At 71.1% G+C, this 8,054-nt stretch carries 7 protein-coding genes and 1 pseudogene; all 8 read left to right on the top strand.

Annotation, left to right across the window (positions count from 1 at the left end; all coding sequences use genetic code 11):
• The first annotated feature begins 68 nt into the window (after positions 1–68).
• Positions 69–1,961 carry a hypothetical protein gene (locus FDZ70_04215; protein ID TLM78491.1) on the top strand — a complete coding sequence of 631 codons (1,893 nt, stop codon included), beginning with the start codon at positions 69–71 and terminating at the stop codon, positions 1,959–1,961.
• Positions 1,962–2,014: 53 nt separating this feature from the next.
• Complete coding sequence (locus tag FDZ70_04210; GenBank protein ID TLM78490.1) at positions 2,015–3,376, top strand: GGDEF domain-containing protein; 1,362 nt, start codon at positions 2,015–2,017, stop codon at positions 3,374–3,376.
• A gap of 16 nt (positions 3,377–3,392) precedes the next feature.
• Positions 3,393–4,430 (top strand): annotated as a pseudogene (selD, locus tag FDZ70_04205) (selenide, water dikinase SelD).
• An 80-nt stretch (positions 4,431–4,510) separates the two neighbouring features.
• Positions 4,511–5,020 (top strand): hypothetical protein, encoded by a 510-nt coding sequence (locus FDZ70_04200; GenBank protein ID TLM78489.1) that lies wholly within the window; start codon positions 4,511–4,513, stop codon positions 5,018–5,020.
• 25 nt (positions 5,021–5,045) lie between these two features.
• A complete protein-coding gene (locus FDZ70_04195) occupies positions 5,046–6,326 on the top strand; it encodes a YedE-related selenium metabolism membrane protein (protein TLM78488.1) in 1,281 nt (426 codons plus the stop codon).
• 10 nt (positions 6,327–6,336) lie between these two features.
• Positions 6,337–6,558: a preprotein translocase subunit TatB gene (locus FDZ70_04190; GenBank protein TLM78487.1), complete on the top strand. Its 222-nt coding sequence runs from the start codon at positions 6,337–6,339 to the stop codon at positions 6,556–6,558.
• Between the two features lie 146 nt (positions 6,559–6,704).
• On the top strand, positions 6,705–7,043 hold the full coding sequence (gene yedF, locus FDZ70_04185) for a sulfurtransferase-like selenium metabolism protein YedF (protein TLM78486.1): 339 nt from the start codon (positions 6,705–6,707) through the stop codon (positions 7,041–7,043).
• Positions 7,044–7,160: 117 nt separating this feature from the next.
• On the top strand, positions 7,161–8,009 hold the full coding sequence (locus tag FDZ70_04180) for a hypothetical protein (protein TLM78485.1): 849 nt from the start codon (positions 7,161–7,163) through the stop codon (positions 8,007–8,009).
• Positions 8,010–8,054: the final 45 nt, after the last annotated feature.

Below are 8,054 nucleotides of genomic sequence, written 5' to 3'. Positions count from 1 at the left end.
CGACGCGCAAGCCCGCAGCTCCTGCTACGCCGCCTCCGCCTCCCGAGCCGGCGGCCGAGCCGGTCGAGGTGCCCAAGGCGCCGCGGCGCAACCCGGTCTTCCCGGTTGGCGTGGCGTACTGGCCGCTCGACGCCGAGACCGAGGCGTGGGGCGACTGGTACAAGCGCCCCTTCGAGGAGGACTTCGACGCGTTCGACGAGGCGCGTCTGACGCTCGTGCGCCTCTTCATCTCGTGGAAGATGCTCGAGCCGCAGGTCGGCCAGTACGACGAGCACGCGCTCGACCGCCTCGAGGAGCTCGTCAGCGGCGCGCGCGAGCGCAAGCTGCAGGTGCTGGTGACCTTCTTCGCCGACGACCGCCTCGCCGAGATGAACGACGTGCCGTGGGGCAAGAAGCGGGACCCGCGCACCGACCAGTACCTCGTGCAGCGCCAAGTCGCGCTCGTCCAGAAGGTGGTCAACCGCCTGCGCAACGAGACGATCATCTTCGCGTGGGACCTCGCCAACGAGGCGTTCCTGTCCGGCTTCGAGGACACGGCCGCGCTCGCGGAGTGGGCGCGTACGATGCGTGACGCCATCCGCGAGGTCGACACCGAGCGGCCGATCATCGTGTCGGCCGATCCCGAGACGCTCTTCCGCGCCAACGCCGTCGACCCGCGCGCGGCCATCGACGAGGGCGAGTTCGCCGTCTCCCACGTGACCGCGTCGTACCGCGCGTACGCGGCCGAAGGTCCGATCACCTCGGGACCGGCGACCTACATCGACACCTTCCTGCTGCGCTCGGCGTCCCGCGGCCTGCCGGTCGTGCTCGACGAGGTCGGCGTGCAGTCGCTCGACAACTCGCCCGCCGAGGAGGCCGCGTACGTGCGCACCGTGCTGTACGCCGCGCTCATGAACCGCGCGGCCGGCGTGGTGCTGCGGCGCTACCGCGACCTGGACGTCGAGCGGCGCGAGCCGTACTTCCGCGACCCGTGGGAGGTGCTCGTCGGCGTCACCGACACCGAGGGGCGCGAGAAGCCCTCGTGGAACGAGGTCAAGTCGTTCGTGAAGGTCGCGGCGCACGTCGACCTGAAGCGCTACACGCTGCTTCCCGAGCGCACGGCGGTGCTCATCCCCTCCGAGCGCTACGACCCGCTGCCCAACCTCGCGGGACTGTACGACCCGCGCTCCTGCCTGCAGGCGTACATCTCCGCGAAGGAGGCGCACGTCCCGGTCACCGTCGCGCGCGAGGACGACGAGCTGTCGGCCTACACCGTGCTCATCGTGCCGAGCGTCTTCCACATGTCCTCGGCGACCTGGGAGCGGCTCGCCGCGTTCGTGCAGGGCGGCGGCTCGCTCGTCTACTCGTACGGCGGCGGCGACGCCGACCCCCTGGTCCGCGAGGTCTTCGGCGTCGAGTTCCTCGGCGACCACGGTGCGAGGCCGGCGCTGTCGTGCCGCGTCGCGCAGCCCGACATGCTCGGGCCGCTCGTGTCGTTCGACGCGCCGCTCGAGGTCGCGCATTTCGCATTGCTCGGGCACGGCGGCGCGACGGTCGTGGCCACCGACGCGAAGGGTTCGCCGCTGCTGACGCTCAACACCTACGGGCAGGGCCGCGCGGCGTTCGTCGCCGTCCCGATGGAGCGGGCGTTCGCGCAGGGCGACCCGTGGGCGCCTCCGGCCGCCGCCAAGCGCATGCTGCGATCGGTCTACGGCGCCGTGGCGCGGGCCGCGGGGTGCGGTGCGCCGCTCGCCTGCGACAACCCGAGCGTCGAGGTCGCGCTGCTCAACGGCGAGTCGGACGACATCCTGTTGCTGCTCAACCACGCGCCCGAGAAGGCCACCGCCGGGCTGACGTTCGACCGGCCGGCGCGCTCCATCGCCGACGTGCGCGGCGGCAAGCCCGCACCGGTGGGCGACGTGTCGTTCGGGGTCCCGCTCGAGCCGAACGGGACGGCCGCGCTGCGCATAACGTACGAGTAAGCGCTAGACTCGACGGCGCTTGGAGCGTCGTCTTTGGGGGACAGGGGAGCGGCATGCAGAACGAACGCATCGAAAGGGCCCGGGACCACCTGCTCGAGTCGTGGCTCGAGCTCGCCACCGCGATCGAGGCGCATCCCGAGATCCGCGGGCTGCTGTTCGACGCGGTCACGGGCCTGCCCACCGCGCCGCTGCTGTTCCCGCGTATCAAGGTGCTGCTCGAGGAGCGCGGCGAGGTCTCGCTGCTGTGCCTGAACGTCGTGCGCTACAGCCGCATCGAGGAGATCTACGGCTGGCGCGTCTTCGACGACGTCATGCGCAGGACCGGCGAGGCGCTCGAGGAGATCACCGGCACCGACCTGCGCGACTCGGACATCCTCGCCGAGCTGATGGTGTCGGGGAACTCCTTCGTGATCGTGCTGTCCCCTCCGCGCAACAGCCTCACCATGGACCAGGACGCTCTCGAGGTGCTCACCCAGCGTGTCGAGCAGCGCGTCCACGAGGAGCTCGCCAAGACGATCGAGCCCGCGCTCTTCCGCAAGTTCGGCTGCTACGCCGGCTCGTCGATCATCAAGCGTGACGACAACGTGCGCCTCGAGCGCCTCGTGCACGAGGGCCTCGACCAGGCGCTCTCCGAGAGCCACGACCGGGAGGCCGTCGACGCCGAGCAGCGCCGCGCGCGCCTGAAGGAGATCATCGACGGCGAGCTGGTGTCCACGCTCGTCCATCCGGTCATCGACCTGAAGGACATGAGCGTCGTCGGCTACGAGGCGCTCTCGCGCGGACCGGAGGGCGGCGAGTTCGAGCGCCCCGACAAGCTGTTCGAGACGGCGTACGATGCCGACCTCGTGTTCCGGCTCGAGCGGCTGTGCCGGCGCAAGGCCATCCAGGTCGCCTCGTCCATCCCGGACGATCGGCTGATCTTCATCAACATGGAGCCCGAGGCGGTCGCCGACCCCGAGTTGCGCGAGATCGTGCTGGGCTCGGTGCTCGCGGACGCCGGCCTCGCGCCGCAGCAGATCGTCCTCGAGATCACCGAGCGGCGCGCCATCGAGGACTTCCGGTCGTTCCGTGCGACCCTCGAGCACCTGCGCACGCTGGGCTTCGCGCTCGCCGTCGACGACGCCGGTGCGGGCTACAGCTCGTTGCAGGTGCTCGCGGAGGTCCGGCCGGAGTGGCTCAAGATCGACCTGTCGCTCGTGCGCGACATCGACACCGACCAGGTCCGCAAGCACCTCGTCGAGTCGCTCGTGATGTTCGCCGACCGCATCAGCGTGAAGCTGGTCGCCGAGGGGGTCGAGACCAGGGCGGAGCTCGACACGCTCCGGGCCTTGGGCGTGCGCTACGCGCAGGGCTTCCTGTTCATGGAGCCGGTCGCGCCGTATCCGGCCGACCCGGACCTCTCGGCGCTGGCGTAGCGCTCGCCTGCGGCCGATGACCGATGGCGAGCGCATCCGGCTGACGACGATGTCGTCGAAGTCGGGTTGAGCGGCGAAGTGGGGTCCGGGCGACCTCGCTGCCGTGCTCGAACGCTTCTCCCCGGGTGAGTCGGCCTCGCTGATGGTGGGCTTCGACACCTCGGACGACGCCGCGGTCTGGATCGCCGACGGCCGCGCGCTGCTGCTCACCGTCGACTTCTTCACGCCGATGGTCGACGACCCGTACGACTTCGGGCGCATCACGGCGGCCAACGCGCTGTCGGACATCTACGCCATGGGCGGCCGTCCGCTGGTGGCGCTCAACCTGCTCGCGTTCCCATGCTCGATGGACGCGGGCGTCGTCGCGGACGTCATGCGCGGGGGCGCGGACAAGGTGCGCGAGGCGGGCGCGGTGATCGCCGGCGGCCACACGATCGACGACGCCGAGCCGAAGTATGGCCTGTCGGTGCTCGGCGACGCGGACCCCGCCCGGGTCGTGCGCAACGTGGGCGCGCGGCCGGGCGACGCGCTCGTGCTCACGAAGCGCATCGGCGTCGGGATCATGAACACCGCACTCAAGCGCGGCCTGGAGACCGAGGACACGCTGCGTGACGTCATCGAGTCGATGGCGCGGCTGAACCGCGCCGCGTCCGAGGCGATGGTCGAGGCCGGCGTGAGCGCGGGCACCGACGTGACCGGTTTCGGGCTGCTCGGGCACCTGCGCGAGATGGCGCTCGGCAGCGGCTGCGCGGCGGAGCTGGACCTGGAGGCCGTGCCGGTGATTGGCGGCGCGCTCGAGTACGCGGCGCAAGGCGTGTGGCCCGGGCGCGCGAAGGACGTCCTCGCGCACGTGGACCCGCACGTCGCGTGGGGTCCGGCCGACGAGGCGCAGCGGCTCGTGCTGTGCGACCCGCAGACGAGCGGTGGCCTGCTCATGGCGCTGCCGGAGTAGCGCGCGGGCGCCCTGCTCGAGGCGCTCGAGTCGCGCGGGGAACACGGCGTGGTGGTCGGGCGCGTGGTCGACGGCGAGGCAGGGCGCGTCACCCTGAAGTAGCCTGAGCATCACCCGCGTTGAATCATCCTATGCGAATCGCTTATGCTTCCCTTCACCGTTCGCGATGAAGGGACCCTCGAATGGGCGAGAACGAGACCGTCGACTACCACCCGATGTGGGCCGAGCTCGGCCTGGACCTCGAGAAGCATGACTGCCTGCTGGAGGCCGTCGGCGAGCTGTACGGCTCGGCGTACCTCGGCCAGCGCAACCGGCCCGCGGGCATGGCGCACGCCCTCGGGTTCACGCTCGAGGAGCTGGCGTCGGCCGCGCTCACCGCGCGCGACGGCGTCGCCGTCTCCTCGATGTGCACGGTCTTCGCCGAGAGCGAGGTCACGGGCCTCGTGCACCGCGGCGAGGACCGGGGCCGCATCGCCCGCGGGCTGCACGAGGCGATCGCCAAGCGCACCCTCGCGTCGCTCGGGCGCGTCGGGGCGCGAGGCCCGCTGGTGTTCGCAGGTGGGGTGGCGAACAACCTCGCGATGGTGGACCTCGTGCGGGTCGGCTTCGAGGGCGAGGTCATCGTGCCGGAGAGCGCGCAGACCGTGGGTGCGCTGGGTGCAGCGTTGTGTGTGGCCGAGGACCGGCGATGACGCCGGTCGCGCGAAGGAGGAGAGCATGAGTACGTCACAAGGGGTCAGCAGGACCGCGGTAGGGCTTGGCATCGCGGGGGCAGTGATCGGGGTCGTCGCAGCACTTCTGGTCAAGGCGGGCAATCCGGGCAACATGGGCCTGTGCATCGCGTGCTTCATGCGGGACACGGTCGGCTTCTTCGGCGGCGCCGGCGCGAACATGGGAGCGGTCGCGTACATCCGGCCCGAGATACCGGGACTGGTGATCGGGGCGACGGCCTCGGCGCTCGTGGCAAAGGAGTTCAGGGCCCGAGGCGGGTCGTCGGCCCTGCTCCGGTTCGTCCTCGGCTTCGTCTTCATGGTCGGCGCGCTGATATTCCTGGGCTGCACCGTGCGCGCGTGGCTGCGTCTCGCGGGCGGCGACCTGAACGCGGCGGTGGGAATCGTTGGCCTCGTGGCCGGGATCGGGATCGGCACGGTCTTCCTGCGGCGGCGATACGACCTCGGACGCTCGCGCAAGTTGCCGGCGTTCGCAGGATGGGTCGGCCCTGCGGTCTTCGCAGGGATCCTGATCCTCGGTGCCGCAGCGGCGTTCGCCTTCAAGCCGGCGGTGTTCACCGTGACGCCGGCGGGCGCGAGGAGTACGGCCGAGAAGGCGGTCATCGCCAAGGACGGCTCGGTGCTCAAGCCTGCAGGGGCGACCATGGTGGAGGGCGCGGTCGTCGGCGCGGACGGCAGCGTGGTGAGTTCCGCCCAGTCCGTCGACGCGGCGAAGCCGATGCCGGGAGGCCTGAGGGCACCGTTCCTCGCGTCGCTCGTGGCCGCGCTCGCACTCGGGGTGGTCGCGCAGCGCAGCCGCTTCTGCACGGTCGGCGGCGTGCGCGATGCGCTCATATGGAAGCGGTTCGACCTCCTGCTCGGCGTGGGCGGACTCCTCGCCGGGGCGCTGGTCGCGAACCTGCTGCTCGGCCAGTTCAAGCTCGGCTTCACCGGACAGCCGATCGCCCACACGGACCTGCTCGGCAACTTCGCCGCGATGGCTGTTGCGGGACTGGCCGCGGTCATGCTCGGCGGGTGTCCGTTCCGGCAGGTGATCATGACGGGCGAGGGTGATCTCGATGCACTCGCGGCGGTGCTCGGCATGGCGGCGGGCGCGTGGTTCATGCACACCTTCCAGTACGCCTCGAGCGCCAAGGGGCTCTCGCCGATGGCGTGGCCGCTGTTGGCCGTGATGGCGGCGGTGCTCGTCGGCATCGGCGTGTGGAAGCGTGCGCAGGCGGTCTCTCCGGTGACGAGTGGTCCGGCTGTGGCCGAGACGGAAGAGTAGGGAGCAGACGATGGCGACAGTGGATGCGCGCGGGCTCTCGTGCCCGCTGCCGGTGATGATGGCGGACGAGGCGGCGAACGGGCCGGAGCCCGGACAGCTGACGGTCCTGGTGGATAGTGGGACGGCGAAGGCGAACGTGGCGAACCATCTGCGGTTCCTCGGCTACACCGTGGATGTGGAGCAGGTCGCCGACGGGTCGTACCGGATCGCGGCCGCCCGTTCGGACGGGTGAGCCGTTCTGAAGGCCTCACCCCGGCGCGAGTCTGAGCGGCTCCGTATCCTCAGGGCGGCTCATCAGTATCAGCGGTGCGGACAGGTGGTATAGACGGAGCGACCGAGCCGCCGCCGCGGCGGCGGCGGATCGAACGGAAGGGCACGATGGCCAAGCGGATCCTCGTCATGACCGATCGCATGGGCACCGGCGACGACGAGCTCGGCCGCCTGCTGATGCGCAACTTCCTCTACTCGCTCGCGAGGGCGGAGACGCCCCCGGCCGCGGTCCTGCTGTCGAACGGGGGCGTGCGGCTGGCCTGCGAGGGCTCCGACTCGCTCGACGACCTGCGCCTGCTCGTCGACAACGGCGTCGCGGTGCGCGCGTGCGGGACCTGCCTCGACGTGCTGCACCTCAAGGAGGCGCTCGCCGTCGGCGAGGTCGGGACGATGTCCGACCTGGTCGCCGCGGTCACCGGCGAGGACGCCATCGTCACGATCGCCTAGCGCGCGTCCTAGGCGTGCGCGCCTTCGCCCGCACGGGTAGACTGCTGTGCAGGGGCGTCACTGGTGCCGGTGCGAGGAGCGCGGCCGTGCGCGGCCGCGGCGAGGAGGTCGTGCGACATGAAGCGCTCGGTGAGCCCACTGATCCTGTTCGTGATCGGCGCGGCGTGCACGCTCGGCCTGGCGATCTGGTCGGTGTTCGGGATCGGGACCGACGAGGCCGGGCTCGAGATGGTCGCCTCCATCGGCGCGGTGGGGATCGCGGCGGTGTGTTCCGCGACCGTGCTGCTCATCGCACTGTCGTTCCCGAAGGCCGAGCCGTGGCGCCGGCAGTGGCTGCTCGTGGGCCTCGGCATCGGGGCCTTCGCGCTGGGCAACCTCGCGCGCGCCGGCGAGACCGCGTGGGGCCTCGACCCGATCCTCACGGATGTGGGGTTGATCGCGGAGTACTTCCTCCTCGGGGCGGCGCTCGTCGCGGTGGGGCAGGCGTACGTCCCCATGGTGGACTGGCGCCGCCCTGGCTTCGGGGCCGCGGGGACAGGGGCAGCCTTCCTCGCGGTGCTGTGGTTCGGCGTCATCCAGCCGTTCGTGCTCCCGGATGCCGAGAGCGTCTCGGCGATGGTGCGCACGGTCGCGTATCCCGTCGCCGACATCCTGCTGCTGGTCGTCCCGGCGACGTTCGTCTCGCTGTGCCTCGCGCAGATCGGCGGCGACCGGTTCGCGAGGCCGTGGTGGGCGGTGACCTTCGGCGTGGGCGTCCTCGCACTCAGCCAGGGCGCGATCATCGTGCTCCAGGCCATGCCGGGCGCGTACTACCGCGGCATGTTCGTGGACTACGGCCCCGTGCTCAGCCAGGTGCTCGTCGCGATGGGTGCGCTGTCCGCGGCGGCACTCGCGGTCGAGTTCATGTGGCGGCCCGAGAGCGCTCCGGTCGCGGAGTCCGAGCCGGTGTCCGAGCCCGCCGGGTAGCGCCCGCAGGTACCTCGGGTATCCTGTAGCGCATGACCGACGACC

The sequence above is a fragment of the Actinomycetota bacterium genome, assembly GCA_005774595.1.
Taxonomy (GTDB): domain Bacteria; phylum Actinomycetota; class Coriobacteriia; order Anaerosomatales; family D1FN1-002; genus D1FN1-002.
Note: the sequence above shows the minus strand (reverse complement) of the source record. Positions and strands in the feature narration are given on the sequence as shown.